The 22,295-nt window shown below is 72.7% G+C and carries 16 protein-coding genes; 4 read left to right on the forward strand and 12 right to left on the reverse strand.

Annotated elements, in window-relative coordinates; all coding sequences use genetic code 11:
- Positions 1 to 46 precede the first annotated feature (46 nt).
- The 5 genes from ffh to nsdA all read right to left on the reverse strand — a co-directional run bounded on the left by ffh (position 47) and on the right by nsdA (position 7,603).
- The gene (ffh, locus tag IE096_RS10785; protein ID WP_189451116.1) at positions 47 to 1,591 is read right to left on the reverse strand and encodes a signal recognition particle protein; all 1,545 of its coding nucleotides are present in this window, start codon (positions 1,589 to 1,591) and stop codon (positions 47 to 49) included.
- A 76-nt stretch (positions 1,592 to 1,667) separates the two neighbouring features.
- Entirely contained in the window at positions 1,668 to 4,100 is a 2,433-nt protein-coding gene (locus IE096_RS10790) for a [protein-PII] uridylyltransferase (protein WP_189451118.1), read from the reverse strand.
- A gap of 33 nt (positions 4,101 to 4,133) precedes the next feature.
- Complete coding sequence (locus tag IE096_RS10795; protein WP_126916290.1) at positions 4,134 to 4,472, reverse strand: P-II family nitrogen regulator; 339 nt, start codon at positions 4,470 to 4,472, stop codon at positions 4,134 to 4,136.
- On the reverse strand, positions 4,469 to 5,758 hold the full coding sequence (locus IE096_RS10800; RefSeq protein ID WP_189451120.1) for an ammonium transporter: 1,290 nt from the start codon (positions 5,756 to 5,758) through the stop codon (positions 4,469 to 4,471). Before IE096_RS10800 ends, IE096_RS10795 begins: the two co-directional genes overlap by 4 nt.
- Before the next feature lie 327 nt (positions 5,759 to 6,085).
- On the reverse strand, positions 6,086 to 7,603 hold the full coding sequence (gene nsdA / locus IE096_RS10805; protein WP_373298079.1) for a transcriptional repressor NsdA: 1,518 nt from the start codon (positions 7,601 to 7,603) through the stop codon (positions 6,086 to 6,088).
- 471 nt (positions 7,604 to 8,074) lie between these two features.
- Between nsdA and IE096_RS10810 the strand changes: the two genes are divergently transcribed.
- A complete protein-coding gene (locus IE096_RS10810) occupies positions 8,075 to 8,743 on the forward strand; it encodes a bifunctional DNA primase/polymerase (protein ID WP_189451122.1) in 669 nt (222 codons plus the stop codon).
- Positions 8,744 to 8,873: 130 nt separating this feature from the next.
- Here the strand turns inward: IE096_RS10810 and ftsY are convergent, their stop codons facing one another.
- Positions 8,874 to 10,121: a signal recognition particle-docking protein FtsY gene (gene ftsY, locus IE096_RS10815; RefSeq protein ID WP_189451124.1), complete on the reverse strand. Its 1,248-nt coding sequence runs from the start codon at positions 10,119 to 10,121 to the stop codon at positions 8,874 to 8,876.
- Positions 10,122 to 10,343: 222 nt separating this feature from the next.
- Here ftsY and IE096_RS10820 point away from each other — a divergent pair, with 222 nt between their 5' ends.
- Positions 10,344 to 11,828, forward strand: coding sequence for a purine-cytosine permease family protein (locus tag IE096_RS10820; protein ID WP_189451126.1), 1,485 nt, complete (start codon positions 10,344 to 10,346; stop codon positions 11,826 to 11,828).
- Between the two features lie 473 nt (positions 11,829 to 12,301).
- On the opposite strand, the gene IE096_RS10825 is transcribed toward IE096_RS10820, so the two are convergent.
- From IE096_RS10825 to IE096_RS10840, 4 genes are all read right to left on the reverse strand, one after another.
- Positions 12,302 to 13,795 carry a sugar porter family MFS transporter gene (locus tag IE096_RS10825; protein WP_268248295.1) on the reverse strand — a complete coding sequence of 498 codons (1,494 nt, stop codon included), beginning with the start codon at positions 13,793 to 13,795 and terminating at the stop codon, positions 12,302 to 12,304.
- A 140-nt stretch (positions 13,796 to 13,935) separates the two neighbouring features.
- The gene (smc, locus tag IE096_RS10830) at positions 13,936 to 17,514 is read right to left on the reverse strand and encodes a chromosome segregation protein SMC (RefSeq protein ID WP_189451128.1); all 3,579 of its coding nucleotides are present in this window, start codon (positions 17,512 to 17,514) and stop codon (positions 13,936 to 13,938) included.
- Between the two features lie 262 nt (positions 17,515 to 17,776).
- Positions 17,777 to 17,983: a hypothetical protein gene (locus IE096_RS10835; protein ID WP_126918241.1), complete on the reverse strand. Its 207-nt coding sequence runs from the start codon at positions 17,981 to 17,983 to the stop codon at positions 17,777 to 17,779.
- 403 nt (positions 17,984 to 18,386) lie between these two features.
- Entirely contained in the window at positions 18,387 to 18,668 is a 282-nt protein-coding gene (locus IE096_RS10840; protein WP_189451129.1) for an acylphosphatase, read from the reverse strand.
- Positions 18,669 to 18,896: 228 nt separating this feature from the next.
- On the opposite strand from IE096_RS10840, the gene IE096_RS10845 reads away from it, so the two are divergent.
- Positions 18,897 to 20,057, forward strand: coding sequence for a CAP domain-containing protein (locus IE096_RS10845; RefSeq protein WP_189451131.1), 1,161 nt, complete (start codon positions 18,897 to 18,899; stop codon positions 20,055 to 20,057).
- Positions 20,058 to 20,211: 154 nt separating this feature from the next.
- On the opposite strand, the gene IE096_RS10850 is transcribed toward IE096_RS10845, so the two are convergent.
- Entirely contained in the window at positions 20,212 to 20,796 is a 585-nt protein-coding gene (locus tag IE096_RS10850; RefSeq protein WP_189451134.1) for a flavodoxin family protein, read from the reverse strand.
- 111 nt (positions 20,797 to 20,907) lie between these two features.
- Between IE096_RS10850 and IE096_RS10855 the strand changes: the two genes are divergently transcribed.
- Positions 20,908 to 21,294, forward strand: a complete 387-nt coding sequence (locus tag IE096_RS10855; protein ID WP_189451136.1) for a winged helix-turn-helix transcriptional regulator — start codon at positions 20,908 to 20,910, stop codon at positions 21,292 to 21,294.
- Positions 21,295 to 21,352: 58 nt separating this feature from the next.
- Here the strand turns inward: IE096_RS10855 and mutM are convergent, their stop codons facing one another.
- Entirely contained in the window at positions 21,353 to 22,231 is an 879-nt protein-coding gene (gene mutM / locus IE096_RS10860; protein ID WP_189451138.1) for a bifunctional DNA-formamidopyrimidine glycosylase/DNA-(apurinic or apyrimidinic site) lyase, read from the reverse strand.
- Positions 22,232 to 22,295 lie beyond the last annotated feature (64 nt).

Below are 22,295 nucleotides of genomic sequence, written 5' to 3' on the forward strand. Positions count from 1 at the left end.
GCCCCCGGCGTGCCGGGGGCTGTCGTCGGTGTGCCGAGGGCCGGGGTCAGCCCATGAACTTCTTGAACTCGTCGGGCAGTTCGAACTTGCCGTCGGCGCCCGTCGGGAGGCCCGGCATGCCGTCGGCCTGCGCCTGCTCACGGCGCGCGGCCGCGGCCTCCGCGTCGGCCTTGCGCTTCATCGGGTTGCCCGACTGACGCTTGCCCTTGCCCTGCTTGAGCTGCTTCTTCTTGCGGGCCGCGCCGCCGCCCATGCCCGGAAGGCCCGGCATGCCCGGCATCCCGCCGCCCTGGGCCATGCGGGACATCATCTTGCGGGCCTCGAAGAAGCGCTCCACGAGGTTCTTCACCGCGCTGACCTCCACACCGGAACCCTTGGCGATACGGGCCCGGCGGGAGCCGTTGATGATCGTCGGGTCCTGGCGCTCGGCCGGGGTCATCGACTTGATGATCGCGGCGGTGCGGTCGACGTCGCGCTCGTCGAGGTTGTTGATCTGGTCCTTGATCTGGCCCATGCCCGGGAGCATGCCGAGGAGCTTGGAGATGGAGCCCATCTTGCGGACCTGCTCCATCTGCGACAGGAAGTCGTCGAGCGTGAACTCCTTGGGGCCCTTCGCCAGCTTGGCCGCCATCTTCTCGGCCTCGGCCTGGCTGAAGGTCTGCTCGGCCTTCTCGATGAGGCTGAGCATGTCGCCCATGCCGAGGATGCGGGACGCCATGCGGTCCGGGTGGAACGCGTCGAAGTCGTCCAGCTTCTCGCCGTTGGAGGCGAAGATGATCTGCTTGCCGGTCACGTGCGCGACCGACAGGGCGGCACCACCGCGCGCGTCGCCGTCGAGCTTGGAGAGCACGACGCCGTCGAAGCCGACGCCGTCGCGGAAGGCCTCGGCGGTGTTGACCGCGTCCTGACCGATCATCGCGTCGAGGACGAAGAGGATCTCCTGCGGCTGCACCGCGTCACGGATGTCCGCGGCCTGCTGCATCAGCTCCGCGTCGATGCCCAGACGGCCGGCGGTGTCGACGATCACGACGTCGTACTGCTTGGCGCGGGCGTGCTCGACGGAGTCCTTGGCGACCTGGACCGGGTCGCCCACGCCGTTGCCCGGCTCCGGCGCGAAGATCGCGACACCGGCGCGCTCGGCGACGACGCCGAGCTGGTTGACGGCGTTGGGGCGCTGGAGGTCACAGGCGACGAGCAGCGGGGCGTGGCCCTGGCCCTTGAGCCAGTGGCCGAGCTTTCCGGCGAGGGTCGTCTTACCGGCACCCTGGAGACCGGCGAGCATGATGACCGTCGGGCCGCTCTTGGCGAAGCGCAGCCGGCGGGTCTCGCCACCGAGGATGGTGATGAGCTCCTCGTTGACGATCTTGATGACCTGCTGGGCCGGGTTCAGGGCCTGGGAGACCTCGGAGCCGGTGGCGCGCTCCTTGACCTGCTTGATGAAGGCGCGCACGACGGGCAGAGCCACATCGGCCTCGAGCAGGGCGATGCGGATCTCGCGTGCCGTGGCGTCGATGTCGGCCTCGGAGAGGCGGCCCTTGCCCCGGAGGTTCTTGAACGTCGCTGCGAGGCGGTCGGAGAGGGTATCGAACACGGTGGTCGCGGATCCTTCTTGTCGTAAGTCAAGGCGGCGGCTGACCCCCAAGGGTATCCGGCCCTCCCCGGTGCGGTCAGCCGCCCAGTGACTCCTGGACGTCGCGGGCCGTCCGGGCGGCCTCCTCGGGCGGCAGCGGGCCGCCCCCGGGGCCGGTCACGTAGAAGGCGTCCACGGCGCTCGCGCCCAGGGTGCCGACGTGCGCGCTGCGCACCCACAGCCCGGCGTCCTCCAGGGCGAGGCCGATGCGGTGGAGCAGTCCGGGGGCGTCCTGGGCCCGCACCTCCAGGACCGTCGCGGCCCGGGAGCCGCCGGGGGCCACGCTCACCCGGGGCGGCGCGTGGGGGACGCCCCGGCGCCGGCCGCGGTAGGCGGCCTCGCGCTCGGCCAGCCGCCCGGCGACGTCGAGGGAGCCGTCCAGGGCGCGCGTCAGGTCCTCTCGCAGCCGCGCGGCCCCCGGCGGGGAGCCGTACTCGGCGGCGACGCGCCAGGTCAGCAGGAGAACGGGGCGCTCCTCGCCCGCCGGGCCGTCCACGGCGCGGATCTCGGCCGTGCGGACGCGCAGCCGGTGGAGGGCGAGCACCCCGGCGGCGGCGGGCAGGACGCCCGGCCGGTCGGGGAGCGCGATCAGCAGTTCGACGCCGACGGGCCCGTCGCTCCCGGCGCCCTCGGGGCGGGCCCGCATCACGACGACGGGGGCGCCCGTGCGCCGGGCCTCGTCCGCCGCGCCCGTCTGCTCGGCGGTGGGGGCGCTCCGCTCGGGGCCGGGCGGGACGGGCCGGCCGTCGAGGGCGGCCGCCGCCCGGCGGACCAGATCGGCCACCAGCGAGGCCCGCCAGGCGGTCCAGGCCGTCGGGCCGGTGGCGAGGGCGTCGGCCTCGGTGAGGGCGTGGAGGAGCTCCAGGACGGCGGCGGAGCCGACCGCGTCGGTGACCGCGCGGACCGTGGCCGGGTCGCCGAGGTCGCGCCGCGTGGCGGTGTCGGCCAGCAGCAGGTGGTGGCGGACGAGCGTGGCGAGGACCTCCGTGTCCTTTGGGCCGTAGCCGAGCCGGGCCGCCACCCGGCGGGCGGTCTCCGCGCCCGTCTCGGAGTGGTCGCCCGGCCTGCCCTTGCCGATGTCGTGGAGGAGCGCGGCGAGGAGCAGCAGGTCGGGGCGGCCGACGCGGCGGGTGAGGGCGGCGGCGCGCACCGCCGTCTCGACGAGGTGGCGGTCGACGGTCCAGCGGTGGAGGGCGTTGCGCTGCGGGCGGCAGCGCACGTCCTCCCATTCGGGCAGCAGCCGGGAGACGATCCCCTCGGTCTCCAGCGCCTCCCAGACGGCCACGGCGGGCTCTCCGGCGCCGAGGAGGGTGAGGAGCTGTTCGCGGGCCTCGGCGGGCCAGGGGACGGGCAGCGCCGGGGCGCCGGTCAGGCGGCGCACCGCGTGCCGGGACAGCGGGAGGCCCGCCTGGGCGGCGGCCGCCGCGGCGCGCAGCGGGAGCACGGGGTCGTGCTCGGGGCGGGCGGTACGGGCGAGGCCGGCCTCGCCGTCCTGTTCGACGACGCCTTCCGCCAGCGGGATCCGCTCGGGCGCGACGAAGCCGCCGCGCCCGCCGCGTCCACCGATGATCCGGCGCAGCCGGGGCCGTCCGGAGCGGGCGCGCAGGACGCGGCCGACCTCGCGCCAGGTGACCTCGGCGGCGTAGGAGACGGTGTGGGCGGCCCGGTAGACGTCGCGCAGGAGCGCGTCGGCGTCGGGGAGGCCGAGGGCGGCGGCGACCTGGTCCTGTTCCTGGAGGGCGAGCCGGTCGGTGGCGCGGCCGGTGGCGAGGTGGAGGGCGTCGCGGGTGTCGAGGAGGCGGGTGCGGGCGGCTTCGAGGCCCTCGCGGGGGGCGTCGGCGAGCCAGGAGGCGGCGACGGCCCGCAGGGCGGTGGCGTCGCGGAGGCCGCCGCGGGCCTCCTTCAGGTCGGGTTCCAGCAGGAAGCGCAGCTCGCCGTGGCGGCGGGCGCGTTCCTCGCACAGCTCGCGCAGTTCGGGCAGCCGGGCGGGGGCCTGGGCGCGCCAGTCCTCGTAGGCGGTGGTGCGGAGGGCGGCGGTGAGGGCGGGGTCGCCGGCGAGGTGGCGGGCGTCGAGGAGGCCGAGGTGGACCTTGAGGTCGCCGGTGGCGGCCTTGCGGGCCTCGGCCGGGGTGCGGACGGAGTGGTCGAGGGCGAGGCCCATGTCCCAGACGGGGTACCAGACGCGGTCGGCGAGGGCCGCGAGGCCGGGGGCGTCGGTGGTGCCGTCGTGGAGGAGGAGGACGTCGAGGTCGCTGCGGGGGGAGAGCTCGCCGCGCCCGTAGCCGCCGACGGCGACGAGGGCGACGCCCGGGGCGGGCCCGAGGAGCTCGCCCAGCCAGCTGTCGGTGGCCCGGGCGAGCCCGGTGCGCAGGGGCGGGCCGGTGAGCCGTTCCTCGGTCAGGAGGCGCAGCCGGGCGGCCGCGTAGCCGCCCTGCCGCCCCGGGTGCGTCTCGGTGTCGTGCTCCGTCAACGGGGGCTCCTGGTCAACCGGTGCTGGAGGCGGTCACAGCGCGTCGGGGCCGCGCTCGTCGGTGCGGACGCGGGCGACGGTGTCGAGGGGGACGACCCAGACCTTGCCGTCGCCGATCTTTCCGGTGCGGGCGCTGCGGACGATGACGTCGACGATGTCGTCGGCGTCGCCGTCCTCCGCGAGGACCTCTATGCGGACCTTGGGGACGAGGTCGATCCGGTACTCGGCGCCCCGGTAGACCTCGGTGTGGCCGCGCTGGCGGCCGTATCCGGTGGCCTCGGTGACGGTCAGGCCGTGGACGCCGAACTCCTGCAGGGCGGCCTTGACGTCCTCGAGCTTGTAGGGCTTGACGATCGCGGTGACGAGCTTCACGCGTCCACCTTCTTGTCGTACGTGTCGTTCGGGTGCTGCTGCTGTGCGGGGGCGTGGTGGACGGCGCGGGAGGCGGCGGCTCCGCCGACGGCGGTGAAGTCGTAGGCGCTCTCGGCGTGGAAGGCCTGGTCGACGCCGCTGATCTCGTCCTCCTCGCCGGCCCGGAAGCCGACGAGCTTGTCGACGAGCTTGGCGAGGAGCCAGGAGACGGTGAAGGAGTAGGCCATCACCGAGAACGCTCCGGCGGCCTGGCGGCCGAGCTGGGTGAGGCCGCCGACGCCGTCGGTGGCGAGGAGGCCGACGAGGAGGGTGCCGATGACGCCGCCGACGAGGTGGACGCCGACCACGTCGAGGGAGTCGTCGAAGCCGAACTTGAACTTCCAGCTGACGGCCCAGGAGCAGACGGCGCCGGCGACGAGGCCGATGAGGATCGCCCCGAAGGCGTTGACGGCGGCGCCGGAGGGGGTGATGGCGACGAGGCCGGCGACGGCTCCGGAGGCGGCGCCGAGGGTGGTGAACGCGCCGTGCCGGATCCGCTCGTAGGCGAGCCAGCCGAGCATGGCGGCGCCGGTGGCGATCTGGGTGTTCATGGCCATGTTGGCGGCGGTGCCGTTGGCGGCGAGCGCCGAGCCGGCGTTGAAGCCGAACCAGCCGAACCAGAGGAGCCCGGCGCCGAGCATCACCAGGGGCAGGCTGTGGGGGCGCATCGGGTCCTTCTTGAAGCCGACGCGCTTGCCGACGACGAGGACGGCGGCCAGGGCGCCGATGCCCGCGTTGATGTGGACGGCGGTGCCGCCCGCGAAGTCGATCACCTTGAGCTTGAACAGCCAGCCGTCGGCCTGCCAGACCCAGTGGGCGACGGGGAAGTAGACGACGCTCACCCACAGGGCGATGAACAGCGTCCAGGCGCTGAACTTCACGCGGTCGGCGAGGGCGCCGCTCATCAGGGCGGGGGTGATGACGGCGAACATCATCTGGAAGAGGGCGAACGCGAGGACGGGGATGCCCTCCTTGCCGCCGGTGAGGGTGTCGGGGTGGATGCCGCTCAGGCCGAGGTGGCCCAGGCCGCCCAGCAGCCCGGCGCCGATGTCGTCACCGAAGGCCAGGGAGTAGCCGTAGAGCACCCACAGGACGCTGACGACGCCCAGCGAGATGAACGACATCATCAGCATGTTGAGCGCGCTCTTGACCCGGACCATGCCGCCGTAGAAGAAGGCCAGGGCGGGTGTCATCAGCATCACGAGCGCGGCACTGATCAGTACGAACGCGGTGTCTGCGCCATTCAATGTCGGTGTCTCCTCGCCGCCGCGGCCCGCGCCCCCGTGCGGGCGGTGTTTCTTCGGTGGGCCGATGTCGCCTTGAGGCTGTCGCAGCGCGGTTTCAGCCGGTGCCGTGGGCTGTTTCACGCCGGTGACGATGGGGCCGGGCGTGTTACGCCCCGGTGAACGGCGGGACGGACGCGGCGGGTCTCCCCTACCCTTCGGCCCGCCCGGCCGCGCTCCCGCGCGCGGACACGGACCGGCCGCGGCGACCGTCCGGGGTGACCTGGCGTGGGGGAGGCCGAGTCGGGCTGTACGGGAGGGTCGCCACGGCCGGGCAGAGGGGCCGGAGGATCAGACCGCGTGGGCGGCCTCCAGGGATTCCGGCAGGTGAACGGCGAGGTGGTCGGTCAGGTCGACGACTTCGGCGACGTCCCCGAAGTCGCGCAGGGCGTTGTCCACGGTCTTGCGCAGCCGGTTGTTGACCCGCTCGGAGCGCACCTGCTTGGCGATCCGCAGCGCCTTCTTCACGGGCTCGGCGCAGGCCTCCGGCTCGCGCTGGAGGAGGTGGACGGTGGCCATGCCGATCAGGTTGAGCGCATACGAACGCTGGTGCTCGTCGTCCTGGGAGAACAGCTCGACGGCGCGCTCCATCTTGGGCCGCGCGAGCTGGGCGTAGGTGGGGCTGCAGCCGGCCACATAGGCCAGGTCGCGGAAGGAGTGGGCGTTCTCGGCGTTGAGCTCGGCCTCGGAGAAGAAGCGGATCCAGTCGGGGTCGCGGTCGCTCTTGGAGCAGTCCGCGAAGCAGTCCTCGGCCATGGCGACCGCGCGCTTGACCTTGGCGGGCTGGCCCATGTTGGCGTAGGCCCGGGCCTCCATGGCGTGGAGCATGGCCTGGGTGCGGGGGGTGGCCGTCTCCCGGGAGCCGTACTGGCCGAGGTGGATCAGCTCCAGGGCGTCGTCGGGCCGGCCGAGGTGGATCATCTGGCGGCTCATCATGGAGAGCACGAACGAGCCCAGGGGGCGGTTGCCGGCCTCCTTGGCGGCGTGGAGGGCGAGGACGAAGTACTTCTGGGCGGTGGGGTGGAGGCCGATGTCGTAGCTCATCCAGCCGGCCAGCTCGGCCAGCTCGGCGGCGACGTGGAACAGCCGCCGGGTGGTCTCGTCGGGCTGGGGCTCCTGGAGGAGGTCGGTGACCTCGTGGAGCTGGCCCACGACGGCCTTGCGGCGCAGCCCGCCGCCGCACTGGGCGTCCCACTGGCGGAACATCACCGTCGTCGACTCCAGCAGCTCCAGCTCCGGCTCGGAGAGCCGGGACCTGCGGGAGCGGTCGCGCTCGGCGGAGCGCGCGGCGTCCCGGCCGGTGGGGCCGGGCACCAGCCAGCGCTGCATGGGCTCGATGAGGGCGGGCCCGGCGGTGAGGGCGAGCGAGGTGCCGAGGAAGCCCCGGCGCGCGAGCATCAGATCGCTGCGGGAGAACTCGCTGAGCAGCTCCACGGTCTGGGGGGCGGCCCAGGGCAGGTCGACCCCGCCGACGGAGGGCGACTGATGGGCGACGCGCAGGCCGATGTCCTCGACGCCGACGACGCAGCCGAAGCGCTCGGAGAACAGCTCGGAGAGGATCTTGGGGATGGGCTCGCGGGGCTGCTCGCCGTCCAGCCAGCGGCGCACCCGGGAGGTGTCCGTGCTGATGTGGTGGGCACCGAGCTGCCGGGCCCTTCGGTTCACCTGGCGGGCGAGCTCGCCCTTGGACCACCCGCTGCGCAGGAACCAGGAGTTCAGCTGTTCGTTCGGGCGTTTCTCACCCTTGTCGGCCCGGTCGGCCTTCTCGGCCCGATCGGTGCCGTCGGCACCACTGACATTGCCGCTCACGGGAACGCCCCCATCCACAATCCGCAATTCCGCGACCAAACGCGTCCGCGTCCACACAGCGGCCCGCTTCCGCACCTTGCCGTGACCACGCCCATACGTGTCCACACGTGCGTTCACCACGTCTGCGCGTGAACCGCCAACAGCTTGCCGCCTGTTGCGGCCGCCTGTCCGGCGCTGTCCATGCACCGAAAGTAATCCTACGATCACCGTTCAGGCGAGAGTGGTCCAGTAAACGCCACCATTCGCCACCCCAAGGAATGAACGAGTCCTCCGCAGTTCGCGATTGACTTGACGCGGAACGAGCACGGGAAAACCGGGCAGCGGGTGGATCGTCGCGCGCCACGGCGCGCGCCCTCCGGCGCACCACCTGTCGCACACCGTCGCGCCGCCCCGGAGCACACGTCCGCGACCGTACGTGTCCGAGACACTCCGACACGTAACCAACCGCGAACACGACCCGTTGGAGGGGGCATGGGCTTCACAATCGGCGGCATCCGGGACCTGCGCTCGAGCTCTCGGCGCCGAGGCCGCGCGTCCGAATACGCGACGACGGTCGCGGAGTACACCGGCCTGTGGGGCTGGGACGTGGTCCCGGGCGCCCGGGCCTCGCGCGGGGGCCGGGTGATCTGCTCCTGCGGAGCCGCCGACTGCCCCTCCCCCGGCGCCCACCCGCTCCCCTTCGCCCCACCCGTCCCCGCGGGCTCCACGCTGGACGAGGCCGCTGCCGCCTGGGCGGAGGTGCCGGGCGCGGCCGTGCTGCTGCCGGTGGGGCGCTCCTTCGACGTGCTGGAGGTCGCCGAGGCGGCCGGGCGGCACGCCCTGGCCCGGCTGGAGCGGATGGGGGTGCCGCTGGGCCCGGTGGCCCTCACCCCCGACGGGCGCGCGCTGTTCCTCGTCGCCCCCGGCGCGGCCGCGGAGCTCCCCCAGCTGCTCTACCGCATGGGGTGGGACGACGCCCGGCTCGATCTGCGCGGCCTGGGGCGCGGCGATCACATCACGGCCCCGCCGTCGGACTACGCGGGTCTGGGCCCGATGCGCTGGCTGCTGCCGCCCGCCCTCGACACGGCGGGCTGCCCCCCGGAGGCCCGTCTCCTGCTGGGGACGCTGGCGTATGTGTGCCACCGTTCCGCCGGCGCCTGAGCGCTTCGCCGGAATCGCCGCCATTCGACCGCGGGCCGTCGGTGGCCGGTCGCGCGGTTCCGGGTACGGGCGAGCCCCGTCGCGATGTACTGCGCGACGGGGCTCGTGCGGATCGTGACGCGGCCTGCGGCTAGTCGCCGATCAGCGCGTCGACGAACGCCTCCGGCTCGAACGGCGCGAGGTCGTCCGCGCCCTCGCCGAGACCGACGAGCTTGACCGGAACGCCCAGCTCGCGCTGGACCTGGACGATGATGCCGCCCTTGGCCGTGCCGTCGAGCTTGGTGAGGACGACACCGGTGATGTCGACGACCTCGGCGAAGACCCGCGCCTGGACCAGGCCGTTCTGGCCGGTGGTGGCATCGAGGACGAGCAGCACCTCGTCGACCGAGCCGTGCTTCTCCACGACGCGCTTGACCTTGCCGAGCTCGTCCATCAGACCGGTCTTGGTGTGCAGCCGGCCGGCGGTGTCGATGAGCACGACGTCCGCCTTCTCGGCGATGCCCTCCTTGACCGCGTCGAAGGCGATCGACGCCGGGTCGCCGGCCTCGGGGCCGCGGACCGTGCGCGCGCCCACGCGCTCGCCCCAGGTCTGGAGCTGATCGGCGGCGGCGGCACGGAAAGTGTCGGCCGCGCCCAGGACGACGGACTTCCCGTCGGCGACGAGCACCCGGGCGAGCTTGCCGGTGGTGGTGGTCTTGCCGACGCCGTTGACGCCGACGACCATCACGACACCGGGCTTCTCCTCGCCGTTCGTCCCCACACCGGGCTCGGTGTGGACACTGCGGTCGGCCTCGGTGCCGATCAGGGTGAGCAGTTCCTCGCGCAGCAGGGCGCGCAGCTCGTCGGGGGTACGGGTGCCGAGGACCTTGACGCGCTCGCGCAGGCGCTCGACGAGCTCCTGGGTGGGCGCGACGCCCACATCGGCGGTGAGGAGGGTGTCCTCGATCTCCTCCCAGGTGTCCTCGTCGAGGTGCTCACGGGACAGCAGGGTCAGCAGACCCTTGCCGAGGGAGTTCTGGGAACGGGAGAGCCGGGCCCGCAGCCGCACCAGCCGGCCGGCGGTGGGCTCGGGAACCTCGATCTCGGGCTCGGCCGGCGCGGCGGCCTCGGCCGCGGGCTCCGGTTCGACGACGGGAGCGGTCTCCTCCGGGGCGGGGGCGGCCTCGGGGAGCTCCACTTCCTCAACGGTGCGGCGGGGTTCCGGCCGCGGGGTCTCGGCCTCCTCGCCGACGTGCGGTTCGGCGGGCGGCGCGGTGACGGTCGGGCTGCTCGGCGGAGCGGGCGGCAGCGCTTTCTTCTTGCGGCTGCTGACCACGAGCCCGCTGATCGCGCCCAGCGCGACCACGGCGATGACTACAGCAAGGATGACGATGTCCATAACGCCCCCCAGTATCGGGCACCTGCGCGCGGAGGGGCCGCGCCGCCTTCGAACAGGGCGTGTTCGTGCTTTTCCACAAGGACCAATGGCACTAACCGGCCAAAGTTAGATCAAAGTACGATGGCGTGGGCTCACGCGACGCGCGTAGAGTCCCAACGTCCCTTTCTGCCCAGGCCCCGCCCTGCAATTCCCCCACACGGAGCCCCCGATATGGCCCCCACCATGGACAACGCTGCCGAAGGCGCCAACGTGTCCAGCACCGACAGCGCCGTGAGCGCCGTCGAGACCCGCGGTATCGAGCCGGTACCCGACAACGAACGCCACGGCCGGGTCCGGGAGCTCTTCCCGACCTGGGTGGCCGCCAACATCAGCGTGCTGCTGCTCACCATGGGCGCGGCGCTGGTGGTCTTCAACAAGCTGAACTTCTGGCAGGTCATGATCGTCGCGGCGTGCGCCGCGCTCGTGTCGTTCGGCCTGGTCGGCGTGGTCTCCGTGTCGGGCAAGTGGGGCGGCGCGCCCGGCGCGATGCTCTCCCGGGCCACCTTCGGTGTGCGCGGCAACCTCTTCCCGGGCGCGATCCTGTGGGTCGCCCGCTTCGGCTGGGAGACGATCAACGCGGTCACCGGCGCCTACGCGGTGCTGACCGTGCTCGATCTGGTCTTCGGCGTGAAGAGCAACAACGTGCTGATCGTCATCACGCTGTTCGTCTTCGTCGCCTGCACCTTCCTGGTGAGCGGCATGGGCCGCAAGGCGCTCAACGTCTGCAACACCTGGTCGACGTACCTCTTCGGCGTCTTCAGCGTGCTGGTGCTCGGCTACCTGATCGCCAACATCAAGTGGGACGACGTCTTCTCCAAGCCCGCCGGTACGACGGCGATGGTCGTCGCCGGTGTCGGCACGATCGCGGCCGGCGGCATCAGCTGGGTGCCCACCGGTCCCGACTTCGCGCGCTACCTGCCGCACGCGGCTTCCGGCAAGAAGATCGCCGGCGTCACGGTCTCCGGCGCGGGCCTCGTGATGGTCCCCATGGTGATGATGGGCGCGGTCATGGCCGTGGCCACGCCGGGTCTCGCCGACGCTCCGGACCCGGTCTCCTTCCTCGGTGACATCCTCCCGACGTGGCTCGCCGTGCCGTACCTGATCACCGCGATCGTCGGCATGCTGCTGATCAACTCCCTGTCGATGTACTCGGCCGGCTTCACCGCCCAGACGATGGGCGTCAAGCTGCCGCGTGCGCTGGCCGTGAGCATCAACGCCGCGATCTCGCTGGTCGGCGGTCTGCTGCTGATGCTGGTCGCGAAGAGCTTCCTGAGCTCGTTCATCACCTTCCTGATCCTGCTGGCCGTCTCCTTCTCGGCCTGGATCGGCGTCTACGTCGTCGACATGAACCGCCGCCGCAAGCGCGCGGTGCGCTACGACGCCGAGGCCCTCATGGACACCGGCCGCACCAGCCGGTACTGGTACGTCGGCGGCTTCTGCTGGCAGGCGATGACGGCGTGGGCCGTCGCCCTGATCGCGGGCATCGCCTTCACCAAGTGCGACTGGTTCGCCGGCCCGCTGTCGGGCACGTTCGTCGGCAAGTACGGGCTCGGTTGGGCGGCGACGATCGTGATCTCGGCGGTCGTCATGGCGGCGCTGCCGGCGCCGCGGGAGGTTGCGGCGGAGGCCGCGACGGCTGCGCCTGAGCGCGAGAAGGTTGCCGCGTAACCTTCACGGCACGCACTCGAGGGCCCCCTCCGGGGGCCCTCTTCGCGTTTCCGGGTGCCCCGGTGGGTGGGTCGGGGTCGGGGTGGGGCGGACGGGCCCTTCCGGGGCTGAGCTCTTCGCGGCCCCTGGTATCACGGTGCTGGTTGCCCCGTACTTGGCTCCAGCGGCGAAGAGCTCCTTACGCCCCTACCAGGGCCCGTCCACCCCACCCCGCCCCCTCACGCCGTTTGTGGGCAGGCGTTCCGCAGGGCGGAACGGGTGGGCACAAACCCACCCACCGCCCCGCACCCACCCCACCCCGCCCGCCCCTACCCGGGGCAACCCGCGCCGGGTGATCGGGCGGGTGGGTGGGGTAGAACCCGCGCCGCAGGCGCGGAAAGCCGCCACGGCGGGCAGCCGCAAAGCGAAAGGGTGCGGCCCCAGCCTTGTCGGCTGGGGCCGCACCCTTTCGAGGAGAGGGGCGGCGGGGGGGGTTAGCCCATCTCCTCCAGCGCCTTGCCCTTGGTCTCCTTCACGAACTTCATCACGAAGGGGATCGAGAGCACGGCGAAGACCGCGTAGATCACGTACGCACCCGAGAGGTTCCAGTCCGCCAGGCTCGGGAAGCTGGCCGTGATGGCCCAGTTCGCGACCCACTGGGCCGACGCGGCGACACCGAGCGCCGCGGCGCGGATGCGGTTGGGGAACATCTCGCCCAGGAAGACCCAGACCACGACGCCCCACGAGAGCGCGAAGAAGAGGACGAACGCGTGGGCCGCGACGAGCGCCACCGTGCCCTGCGTGGTGGGCAGGGTGCCGTCGGCCGTCTTGGAGGCGAAGGCCCAGGCCTCCAGGGCCAGGGAGAGCGCCATGCCGACGGAGCCGACGAGCGCGAGCGGCTTACGGCCGATCCGGTCGACGAGGATCATCGCGATCACGGTGCCGACGATGTTGATGATCGACGTGGTGAAGCTGTAGAAGAACGAGCTCTCCGGGTTGACGCCCACGGACTGCCACAGCGTCGAGGAGTAGTAGAACGCGACGTTGATGCCGACGAACTGCTGGAAGACGGAGAGGCCGATGCCGACCCAGACGATGGGCAGCAGGCCGAAGCGACCACCGATGAGGTCCTTGAAGGTGGACTTCTCCTCGCTGTGCATCGCGTGCTCGATCTCGGCGACGCGCTTGTCGACGTCGATGGCGTGGCCCTCGACCTCGGCCAGGATCTCCTTGGCCTTGTCGGTCTTGCCGACGGAGATCAGGAAGCGGGGGGACTCGGGGATGGCGAAGGAGAGCAGGCCGTAGAGGACGGCCGGGACGACCATGACGCCGAGCATGAGCTGCCAGGCCTCGATGCCCAGGACCTTGCCGCGCTGCTCACCGTTGGCGGCGTTGAGGATGCCCCAGTTGACCAGCTGCGAGACGGCGATGCCGACGACGATCGCGGCCTGCTGGAAGGCGCCGAGACGGCCTCGGTAGGCCGGCGGGGAGACCTCGGCGATGTAGGCCGGGCCGATGACGGAGGCCATGCCGATGGCCATGCCGCCCAGGACGCGCCAGAAGGCGAGGTCGTAGAGCGAGAAGGGCACGGCCGAGCCGACGGCGCTGATGGTGAACAGCGTCGCGGAGATCTGCATGACCCGGATGCGGCCGATGCGGTCGGCGAGCTTGCCGGCGACGGCCGCGCCGACGGCGCAGCCGATCAGCGCGATGGCGATGACCTGGGCCAGGGCGGCGGAACCGATGTCGTACTTCCCGCGGATGCCCTCGACCGCGCCGTTGATCACGGAGCTGTCGTAGCCGAAGAGGAAGCCACCCATGGCCGCGGCCGCGGTGATGAAGATGACGTGGCCGAGGTGGTCCGGCTGGGCCTTGCGGCCCTCGGACCCCTGCGCCATCGCAGTGCTGGTCAAGGTTTTCTCCTGGGCCCGGCCACGTTGCCGGGAGTGGGGGGCGGCCTTTCCCGTGGGACAGATCCAGTGGGACACAAGATCAAGGGGGTCACCACGTGAAGGCGCGAGCGTCGTGGGAGACCCTATGTCTTCAATTTTCTAAGTCAATAGGTTGTGATGAAGAAGTTTCCCGGGCGTTTCCCCACCGTTGGCTTCAATACTTGAATCGATCTTGCCTAGTTGAGCCGTTGGCTGATCACCTTCGACACTCCGTCGCCCTGCATCGACACTCCGTAGAGGGCGTCGGCGACTTCCATGGTCCGTTTCTGGTGAGTGATCACAATCAGCTGGGAGCTCTCCTGGAGTTCCCTCATGATCCCGATCAGCCGCTGGAGATTGGTGTCGTCCAGCGCCGCCTCGACCTCGTCCATGACGTAGAACGGGCTCGGCCGGGCCTTGAAGATGGCGACGAGGAGGGCGACCGCGGTCAGGGAGCGCTCGCCGCCCGACAGCAGGGACAGCCGCTTCACCTTCTTGCCGGGCGGCCGGGCCTCCACGTCCACGCCCGTCGCCAGCATGTCGTCCGGGTCGGTGAGCACCAGCCGGCCCTCGCCGCCGGGGAAGAGCCGGGAGAAGACGCCCTCGAACTGCCGGGCCGTGTCGTGGTACGCCGCTGTGAAGACCTCCTCCACGCGCTTGTCGACGTCCTTGACGACCTGGAGGAGGTCGGCCCGGGTCTTTTTGAGGTCTTCGAGTTGTTCCGAGAGGAACTGGTGGCGCTCCTCCAGCGCCGCGAACTCCTCCAGGGCCAGCGGGTTGACCTTGCCGAGCTGCTGGTAGGCGCGTTCGGCGGCCTTGAGACGCTTCTCCTGGGCGGCCCGGTCGTAGGGCACGGGCCGGTTGCGCGGGTGCTCCGGGTCGTCCGGGAGCTGCTCGCCCTCGGCCGGGGGCGAGGGCGGTACGGGCTGGTCGGGCCCGTACTCGGCGATCAGGACGGCCGGCTCCACGCCCAGCTCCTCGAGCGCCTTCGCCTCCAGCTGCTCGATGCGCAGCCGCTTCTCCGCGCCGAGGACCTCGCCCCGGTGGACGGAGTCGGTGAGCTTGTCCAGCTCCGTCTTGAGGGCCCGGGAGCGGTCGCGCCCGGCGGTCAGCTCCGCCTCGCGTTCAGCCTTCGCGCGCTCGGCCCGGCCGCGTTCCTCGTCCGCGCGCAGCAGCGAGACCTCCACGTGGGCCAGGAGCTGGCGGGCGCCGGACGCGACGGCCCCGGCGACCCGCGCCTCGTGCGCCAGCCGGGCCTGCCGCCGCTCGGCGCGGGCGCGCGCCTCGCGTTCGGCGCGGGCCGCGCGGTCGAGCCCGTCGGCCCGGCCGGCGAGCGCCTTGACCCGCTCCTCGTGGGTACGGACCGCGAGGCGCGCCTCCATCTCGGTCTGCCGCGCGTTGGCCCCGTCGGCGGCGAGGCGGTCGCGGACGGAGGTGTCGGGTTCGTCCGCGCCGTGCTCGTCGTCGAGCTCCTCGGCCGCCGCGAGCCGGGCGGCGAGCTCCTCGGCCTCCTCGGTGGCCCGCAGGAGCGCCTCCTCGGCGCGCGCGACCGCCGCAGCGGTGCGCTCGGCCTCACCGGCCGCCGCCCTGGCCTGCCCGGCGAGGCGGCCGAGGCCCTGGGCGGTCCGCGACTTCTCCCGGTCGGCGTCGCCGCGGCGGGCCGCCAGCTCCTCGACGAGGGCGGCCGCCGCCGCGCGGCGCTCCTCGGCGGTGTGCCGGGCCTCGGCGAGCGCGGCGCAGCGGGCGGTCAGCCCGGTCAGTTCGGCGGTCGCCTCGTCCACGGCCGCCTGGGTCTCCAGGAGGCTGGGGGCGCCGCCGGAGCCGCCCTGGGCGAGGTGGGCGCCGAGCAGATCGCCGTCGGCGGTGACGGCGGTGCGCTCGGGGTGGCTGCGGACGAGGGCCTCGGCGTCCTCGAGCGTGTCGACGACGACGTAGCCGCGCAGCAGCCGGCGGACGGCGGGCATCAGGTCGTCGGGGCCGCGTACCAGGCCGGCGGCCGGAAGGGCGCCGGCGGGGGCGGCCGCCGCGTCCTCGGGGTGAGGTGACGTTCCTTCTGCGGGCCCCGCGAGCAGGAGGGTGGCCCGGCCGGCGTCCTCCTTCTTCAGCAGGCGCAGCGCCTCGGCCGCGGCGGCGGGGCCGGTGACGGCGATCGCGTCGGCCGCCGTGCCCAGCGCGGCGGCGACGGGGAGCTCGTACCCGGGGGTGACGGTCAGGAGTGCGGCGGCCGGGCCGAGGAGTCCGGTCAGTCGTTCCCGCGCGCTCAGCAGCGCTCCGGTGCCGTCCTTGCGACGGAGGCCGAGGGCGAGCGCGTCACGGCGGGCGGTGACGGCGGCGCGGCGGCGGTCGGCCTCGGCGGCCTCCTCGCGGGCGGCGTCGAGGGCGGCCTCGGCGGCGGCCAGAGCGGCCCTCGCCGCGTCGTGGCGGGCGGCGAGTTCGGCGTCGTCGGCCGCGGTGCCGTCGGCCTCGGCCTGGTGGCGCTCGTACTCCTCCTGTGCGGCGGCCGCGCGCTCGGCGGCCTCGTCGCGGGCGGCCGCGAGGCGGCCGATCTCGGCCTCGGCGGAGGCGGCGCGGCCGTGGGCGGCGGTGACCCGGCCCTGGAGCCGGGCGAGGTGTTCGCGGCGGTCGGCGATGGCGCGGGCGGCGTCCTTGAGGCGGCGTTCCTCCTCGGCGAGGCGGCGTTCGAGCTCGGCGCGGTGTCCGGCGGTGGCCTCCAGGGCGTGGCCGGCGGCCTCCAGGGCGGCTTCGAGCTCGGCTTCCTGTTCGCGGACGCGGGCGGCCTCGCGTTCCAGGTCCTCGGGGTCGCGGCCGCGGCGCTCCTCGGCGGGGGCGGTGGTGGCGCTGGTGACGCGGGCGTCGGCGAGGCTGACGGTGCCGCGGACGCGTTCGGCGAGCCGGGAGAGTTCGTGCCAGTTCTGCTGGGCGCGGGTGAGGCGCGGGGCGAGCTCGCGGACGTGCTCCTCGAGGGCGGCCTCGCGGAGGGCGGCGGCCCGCAGTTCGGCCTCGGCGGCGTCCTTGCGGGCCTTGAGGGCGGCCTCGTCGGCGATCTCGGCGCGCAGGGCCTCGCGGAGGGCGACCAGGTCGTCGGCAAGCAGCCGGAGCCGGGCGTCGCGCAGGTCGGCCTGGATGACGGCGGCGCGGCGGGCGACGGCGGCCTGCCGGCCGAGGGGTTTGAGCTGGCGGCGCAGTTCGTCGGTGAGGTCCTGGACGCGGGCGAGGTTGGCCTTCATCGCGTCGAGCTTCCGCAGCGCCTTCTCCTTGCGCTTGCGGTGCTTGAGGACGCCGGCGGCCTCCTCGATGAAGGCGCGGCGGCCCTGGGGGTCGGCGTGGAGGACGGAGTCGAGCTGGCCCTGGCCGACGATGACGTGCATCTCGCGGCCGATGCCGGAGTCGGAGAGGAGTTCCTGGATGTCGAGCAGCCGGCAGGTGTCGCCGTTGATCTGGTACTCGCTGCCGCCGTTGCGGAACATGATCCGCGTGATGGTGACTTCCGCGTAGTCGATCGGCAGGGCACCGTCGGAGTTGTCGATGGTGAGGGAGACCTCGGCGCGGCCCAGCGGAGGGCGGCCGGTCGTCCCGGCGAAGATGACGTCCTCCATCTTGCCGCCGCGCAGCGACTTGGCGCCCTGCTCGCCCATGACCCAGGAGAGCGCGTCCACGACATTGGACTTCCCCGAGCCGTTGGGGCCGACGACACAGGTGATCCCGGGCTCGAAGCGCAGCGTGGTGGCGGAGGCGAAGGATTTGAAGCCGCGCAGGGTAAGGCTCTTGAGGTGCACGCGGTAGGACTCTACCGGCCGTGCGCCGCCCGGCGCGGCCGCGCGCCGGGCGCTGGCGCGCCGCTCTGAACAATGGGTTTCGCCCGGGAATCTTCAGGGCACACCATGCGTGAGACGACCGCGGAGAGGATCAGGGGGACGGGAGGACGGCGAGCAAGATCGCCGCACACGACGAAGGGACGCCGAAGCGTCCCTTGTGAGTGCGAACTCTCCAGCGGCTGACGGTGCGGTCCGACCGAGCGCCCCCGGGGCAGGGCACGGGTCAGGCGAGCGCGGGCTCCGCCTTCGATACGTCGATGCTGTCGAGCAGCGAGTCACCACGGTGAGCGGCGGCAGTCAGCGCGTCGTTCTCGGCCTGCATCCGAATGAGCTCGGATTCAAGGTCCTGGACACGCTGCTGGAGCCGTCGCATCTCGGAGAGGACTCGGGGGTCGGAGCCGCCGACGTAACCGAGAAGCGCCTTTGCCATGATGGATGGTCCTCCACACTGAGTGACCGACCGAAGCGGTGTGGGTCGTGAGGGAATCGCACCCGCGGTGTCTGCCATCACTACTGCGGTGTTCCAATGCCAAACAGCTAAGGTGCGCGGGGCTTCCAGAGTCTCACCAAAAGGTTTGACGGTCAACACGATCACACCCCGTATCCGCAGGCGTCCCAGGGGTGCGCGGGGGTTTATCCACACCGCATTCCGCGCCCGGGGCCCGAGGGGGCGTAGAGATCATCCGTTGACAGGCAGCCTTGCACGATGCGGCCCGGTTGGCAACCATCAGGCGATTTCCTGCCCCCACATATGCCATTGGCATATGTGGGGGACACTCCTGCGACGCGATTTCCGGGAAATCGAGCCGATATCCGATTTTCCGGCAGTCGGATCAGCGGATCTCGAAACCGTCGTATCCGCCCTTGGGCGGGCCCCAGATCTCGGTGACACCGTCCACCCGCCCGGGCGTGTCGCCGTCCCGCAGCCAGTCGAGCAGCTGTTCGCAGCCCTGGCGGGGGCCCTCGGCGACGACCTGCACCCGGCCGTCGGAGAGATTGGAGGCGAAGCCCTCCAGGTCACCGATCTGCAAGGCGTTGGCCCGAGTGAACCAACGAAAGCCCACACCCTGCACATGTCCACGGACCCATGCCGTGAGACGAACATTCTCGTTCATGTCTGCACGTTAACCGGCCAATTAGATAAGCAGCACTTCGGCCCGCCATCCCGTGCCGTACAGTCGCGGCCGAATAAGGCTACCCCGTACGAGTGATGCACCTTGGCGCCGAACACGTAAGGAAGGCAGTGGATGGGTCGCCATCGACGCTCTGCCCGTGCGACCGCTGACGAGGCGGTGGCGAATGCCCGGCCAGGCCGGGCTCCCCTGACGAGCGAGACGCCTGGAGTGTTCGGGACCGAGGATCCGGCCGAGGCGGTCACCCAGCCCATTCCCATCGTCCGCCCCAACCCCACCGGTGCCGGCCGGCATCGCAGCCCCCACCGCACCAAACGCAAGGCGGGCCGACCGCTCAAGACCGGCGCGGCGGCGGCCGGCCCGGGCGGCGGCAAGCCCCCCAAGCCCGCGCCACCCGCCCGGCGGGCCGGGCTGCTCGGCGCGTCGGCGGCCGTGGCGATGGGCGCGGTCGCGGTGGTCTCCGGCCTGCTGCCCAGCGGGGCCTTCCCGCCCGCCGATTCCCACTCCCCCGGCTCCGGCGGCAGCGGACACGTGCTGGCGGACGCCCCGCCGGAGGCACCGGCGCCCCCGCCCCGGCGCGACGGACCGGCCGCCGCCCCGGCGGACCGGGCGGACGGGCGCGACGGGCCGGCCCGGGCCCAGGGAGCCCGGCCGGAGCGCGACACGGCGGCACCACCACCGGCGGCGCCGACCGCACCGGCGGCGTCCGGGCCGGCCCCGGCGGAGGCCCGGAGCGCCCCGGTGGAGCCGGTGAGCGCGCCCGGGCGAGGGAACCCCCCGGCGAACCGGGGCGCCGAGCGCCCCCCGGCCGCTTTCGGCACCCCGCCCGACGCCCACCCCGCAGGCCGGGCGCGCGCCGCCGTCCCCGGCGCGCGCCCGGCACCGCCCGCCCCCGGCACACCTCGGCGCCCCTCGGTGCACGAGCCCGCCGACCACACCGACCACGACCCCGACGACGACCTGGGCGCACTGCCCGGAACGCTCGCGGACACACGGTCGTCCGCCGCGCACCTGATGCTGTCCCTGGTCAACGCCGAGCGGGCGAAGGCCGGCTGCCGCCCGCTGCGGCCCAGCGGCAACCTCAACCGGCTGGCCCAGTCCTTCAGCGACGACATGGCCCGGCGGGGCTTCTTCGACCACACCGACCCGGACGGCCGGACCCCCTGGGACCGGGCCGCCCGGCGCGGCATCAAGAACCTCGGCGGGGAGAACATCGCGCGCGGCCACCCCGACGCCCACACCGTGATGGAGGCCTGGATGCGCAGCAGCGGCCACCGGGCGAACATCCTCAACTGCGACTACCGGAGCATCGGTGTAGGGGTGCACCACGGGGGCAACGGCCCCTACTGGACACAGGACTTCGGCTACTGACGTCCCCGAGGTCACCGATGCCACCGATGTCACCGACCGGGCCGTGACGCACCGCTGCCCCGGCCGTACGGCGGTACGGCCGGGGCAGCGGCGTCCGGTGGCCGCGCGGGATCGGGCGGCGGCGCGCGATCGGGCGGCGCGATCAGACGGCGGATCAGGCGGAGGCGCGGCCCGCGACGTAGATCCGGGTCTGCTCGGCGACGCGGCGGCCCAGCAGCTCGGCGGTGGCTATGTCCGCCTTGTGGACGCCCTCGGGGCCCTGGTCGTTGTCGGTCTGGGCACCGGCGCCGAGGAAGAAGCCGAGGCGGTTGATGTCGTTCTCGGAGGCGGTCGAGCTGTTCCAGCCCGGCATCGCGCCCAGGCCGACCCAGTGCATGCCGTGCTGGGCGGCGAGGACGGTGAAGAACTGCAGGGTGTGGAGCTTGTCGCCGCTCTTGGAGGCGGAGTTGGTGAAGCCCGCCGCGATCTTGTCCTGCCAGGCGCGGGTGAACCAGCGCTTGGACGACGCCTCGGCGAAGACGTGGAAGGCGCCCGAGGCGGTGCCCATGTAGGTGGGCGAGCCGAAGACGATGGCGTCGGAGGCGTCGAGGAGCTCCCACTGCGCGTCGGTGATCTCGGCGACGTTGATCAGGTGGACGGTCGCCCCGGCCCCGGTGGCACCGGCGCGGACGGCCTCGGCGAGGACGGCGGTGTGGCCGAAGCCGGAGTGGTAGGCGATGGCGACGACGGGCGTGGTCACGATGGGGCTCCCTGGAAAAGCTGGTTGCGCTGACTGGGTGACCAAAGGAAAGCACTAACTTTTGGTTAGCGCAACCCCTTGGTTAGCGCTGTGCGGGAGTATGGTGTTCTCATGACGACGATCGACGGCACGGACGAGCAACTGCCCTTCGACGTCTTCGCGCGCAACTGCCCTTCGCGCGAAACCCTGGGGCACGTCACCGGCCGCTGGGGCGCGCTGACCCTCGGCGCCCTGCGCGAGGACACGCTGCGCTTCAACGAGCTGCGGCGGCGGGTGGAGGGCGTCAGCGAGAAGATGCTGTCGCAGACGCTCCACGCGCTGGAGCGTGACGGTCTCGTGCACCGGGAGGCGCAGCCGACCAACCCACCACGGGTCGATTACCGACTGACGCCGCTGGGCCGCGACGTGACCGGGCGGTTGATGGGGCTCATCGAGCTCCTTGAGGAGCGCATGCCGGAGGTGCTGGCGGCGCGGCAGCGTTACGACGGCGAGCGCTGAGCCTTTTACTGCGGGCCGGTGGGGGCTGGTCGCGCAGTTCCCCGCGCCCCTTCGGGCGCTACCGAGGCGGGCGCTGGCAGTGGGGGCAGAAGTAGCTGGAGCGGTTCATCCAGGGGCGGCGGCGGATGGGCGTGCCGCAGCGGCGGCACGGCTCGTCCTCCCGTCCGTACGCGTCCAGCGAGCGGTCGAAGTAGCCCGACTCGCCGTTCACATTGACGTAGAGGCTGTCGAAGCTGGTGCCGCCGACCGCGAGGGCCTCGGCCATGACCTCGCGGATGTGGGTGAGCAGCTCGGTCGTGCGCGGGCGGGTGAGGCTCGCGGTCGGGCGCTCGTAGTGGAGCCGGGTGCGCCACAGCGCCTCGTCGGCGTAGATGTTGCCGACGCCGCTGATCAGCGACTGGTCGAGCAGGGCGCGCTTGATCGTGGTCCGGCGGCCGCGCAGCGCGGTGTGGAAGGCGGCGTCGTCGAAGGCCGGGTCGAGGGGGTCGCGGGCGATGTGCGCGATCACGTCGGGCAGCCCGTCGGGATCGCCCTCCACCGTGTCGTGGAGCGAGAGCCCGCCGAAGGTGCGCTGGTCGACGAAGCGCAGTTCGGTCGCGGTGGCGTCGGCGAAGCGGACGCGGACGCGCAGGTGCTTCTCGTCCGGGGAGCCCTGCGGCTGGACGAGCAACTGGCCGCTCATGCCCAGGTGGGCGAGGACGGCCTGGGTGGGCGCGCCCGTCCCGGTGAGGGGTTCCAGGGGCAGCCAGAGGTACTTTCCGCGCCGACGCGCGGCGCCCAGCTGGTGGCCGGTCAGCCGGTCGGCGAAGTCGGCCGGCCCCGCCGGGTGGCGGCGGACGGCCCGGGGGTGGAGGACCTCCACGGCGGCGACGACGCGGCCGGAGACCCAGCGCTCCAGACCCCGCCGGACGACCTCGACCTCGGGCAGCTCGGGCACGGCGCTCCTTGACGACAGCGAAAGGGAAAAGGAAACGGTCCGGGCCGCGGTGCTCTCGCACCGC

It is taken from the genome of Streptomyces abikoensis (assembly GCF_014648775.1).
In the GTDB taxonomy this organism is placed as follows: domain Bacteria; phylum Actinomycetota; class Actinomycetes; order Streptomycetales; family Streptomycetaceae; genus Streptomyces; species Streptomyces abikoensis.

Bases quoted from the DNA above. Each gene is read 5' to 3' on its own strand.
- IE096_RS10810 (WP_189451122.1), top strand. From the start codon at position 8,075: ATGGGCTTCACAATCGGCGGCATCCGGGACCTGCGCTCGAGCTCTCGG.
- ftsY (WP_189451124.1), bottom strand. From the start codon at position 10,121: ATGGACATCGTCATCCTTGCTGTAGTCATCGCCGTGGTCGCGCTGGGC.
- IE096_RS10820 (WP_189451126.1), top strand. From the start codon at position 10,344: ATGGACAACGCTGCCGAAGGCGCCAACGTGTCCAGCACCGACAGCGCC.
- IE096_RS10835 (WP_126918241.1), bottom strand. From the start codon at position 17,983: ATGGCAAAGGCGCTTCTCGGTTACGTCGGCGGCTCCGACCCCCGAGTC.
- IE096_RS10840 (WP_189451129.1), bottom strand. From the start codon at position 18,668: ATGAACGAGAATGTTCGTCTCACGGCATGGGTCCGTGGACATGTGCAG.
- IE096_RS10855 (WP_189451136.1), top strand. From the start codon at position 20,908: ATGACGACGATCGACGGCACGGACGAGCAACTGCCCTTCGACGTCTTC.